This is a genomic window from Paracoccus sp. M683 (genome assembly GCF_007096355.1).
Classification (GTDB): Bacteria; Pseudomonadota; Alphaproteobacteria; order Rhodobacterales; family Rhodobacteraceae; genus Paracoccus.
In genome coordinates this window covers 1-276 of sequence record NZ_VKDF01000070.1, presented here as the reverse complement: position 1 = coordinate 276, position 276 = coordinate 1, and the positions used below count along the sequence as shown (strand labels likewise).

1 protein-coding gene is annotated in these 276 nt (G+C 62.7%); it reads left to right on the top strand.

The features are described from left to right. Positions 1-276, top strand: a 276-nt coding sequence (locus FNJ84_RS21825) for an integrase core domain-containing protein (protein ID WP_143795283.1), incomplete at both ends; no start/stop codon positions are given.

Here is a 276-nt window from a genome sequence, read left to right as displayed (position 1 = left end):
CCTCTCCGGCGCACGGGTCGCCCGGGAGCTCAGTGCCTTGGTCCGGGTCTACGGCAAGCCTGGCTGCATTGTCAGCGACAATGGCACCGAGTTCACCAGTCGGGCCATCCTGAAATGGGCCGACGAGAACGAGGTGCCGTGGCACGACATCGATCCGGGTAAGCCCCAGCAGAATGCGTTCATCGAAAGCTTCAACGGCAGCCTGCGCGACGAGCTGCTGAACGAGGAGCTTTTTGACAGCCTGGACGATGCGCGTCGGAAATTGGCCCTATGGCG